Origin of the sequence: Nostoc sp. (genome assembly GCF_035638895.1) — a bacterium.
Taxonomy (GTDB): Bacteria; Cyanobacteriota; Cyanobacteriia; order Cyanobacteriales; family Nostocaceae; genus Nostoc.
On record NZ_DASQZC010000655.1, the window covers coordinates 1 to 1,838 of the forward strand.

1 protein-coding gene is annotated in these 1,838 nt (G+C 41.7%); it reads left to right on the forward strand.

All coding sequences use genetic code 11. The annotated features are described in order from the left end of the window. Nucleotides 1-231 precede the first annotated feature (231 nt). Nucleotides 232-1,623: a hypothetical protein gene (locus tag VE944_RS31080; RefSeq protein ID WP_324986723.1), complete on the forward strand. Its 1,392-nt coding sequence runs from the start codon at nt 232-234 to the stop codon at nt 1,621-1,623. The last annotated feature ends 215 nt before the right edge of the window (nt 1,624-1,838 follow it).

The following is a 1,838-nucleotide window of genomic DNA, read 5'->3' on the forward strand; positions in this document are numbered from 1 at the left end:
CAGCTATTCAGCCAGTAAATAAAATGCTTGACTACAAAGAGTTTCACAGTGGTTGGAGAATTTATTTTTCGGGCTAATTGCCGGAGGGGGAAGTAGTGGGGATAAAAAGCCCTTCCGGGCTACTTGATACTTTTAATTAAAGTATATTTGTTACCCATATTTGTTTGAAAAAGCCCGTTTTTGAGTTATAGGAGCGGGCTTTTTCTATGCCCCGAAATTAGGTGTTTTATATTGGGTAACAAGAGCAATTCTTTCCAAAAACTCAATAAAAATGAGCGGTACAATGAGGATATTGACGGCTCAGTTATAGCCTATGAACTTCGTAAAATTATTCGAAGTCATTATCCTGATTTTCGAGAAAAGCTTACCAGCGTAGCAGACCATCGAAAACGCAAAGACTACCGCAGCGATGAACTTCTTACTGCGGCAATGAGCATGTTTATTTTCAAAGCGCAAAGCCGTAATGCGCTAAATAATGACCGGCGGCATAGCGGCAAATTCACCGCTAACTTTCAAAAACTATTCAAAGCAACATTGCCCCACTTAGATGCGGTGCAGGATTTTTTTGAAGAACTTCCGCCGCACGAACTCGAAAAGGTAAAGGTTGATTTAATAAGTCGCCTGATAGAAAAGAAGCTGTTTTACAGTTACAAAATGTTTGAGCATTACATGGTTGTCGTAGATGCGACAGGCGTAATAAGCTGCAACTGGGACAGGTTTGGATGTGGGCTGAAAAAAGAAAGCAAAAACGGCAACACGACTTACCTCTATCCTGTGCTGGAAGCAAAGTTGGTTACCGAAAGTGGCTTTTGCATTTCTCTGGCAAGCGAGTGGATAGTTAATGATAATGGCAAACCCTATAACAAACAGGATTGTGAGCTGAGTGCCTTTAAACGACTGGCATATAAATTAAAGAAGTCTTTTCCCCGCCTGCCTGTTTGTATACTTGCAGATGCCCTTTATGCCAATGCTCCGGTCATAAGCATCTGTGAAAACAACAATTGGAAATACATTATTACACTTCAGGACGGAAGCCTTCCTTGCCTACAGGACCAGCTCAAAGATGACCCATCCACCTGGCGCAACAGTTTTGTCCATCGCCCTCAAAGCACTGTAAAAAGCACTTCGATTATACAGCAATTTTACTGGGTGGAGGACTTGCTTCACAAGAAACACACTGTTCATTACCTGCAGTGCAAAGAAACCATCAGCAAGGAAAAAACAAATAAAACACTCACACAAAACTTTGTTCGCATTACCAATCTGCCTGTCAGCAAATCAACTGTATTAAAACTAAGTAAGGCAGGCAGGCTCCGCTGGAAGATAGAAAACGAAGGGTTTAACGAGGAGAAGAACAATGGCTATGCGATGGAGCATCTATACAGCCGAAAATCCTTTACTGCATTACAAAACTATTATCAGTCTATGCTCATCGGGCATCTATTAAATCAACTGCTTGAGCAAAGCTGCAAAATCCAGGAACTCCTGAAACGCTTTAATAAACTCACTATAAAATTTCTGTGGCAACAATTACTCGGCACAATGAAATACCATGTGCTCTGTAGCGAAACACTGGCGAATATAGATAGTAGAAAACATCAGATAAGATTATTTGCAGGATAAACAGCGAAACAAGAGGCCAATAGCTTCGGGCGATAACCCTGCGCCAGGTAAAACAGGAATCTTCTAACCACTGCAAATCCGTCAACCTAAAGGAGAATATGTAACGGAACAGGAAAGCAAAAGCCACCACAACAGGACGGCTAAAGGCGAAGCTTTGCCCTGTATCTTTAAAGAACTATCCGGCTGAAGAAAATTGGTTACTCGCGGAATAGCTG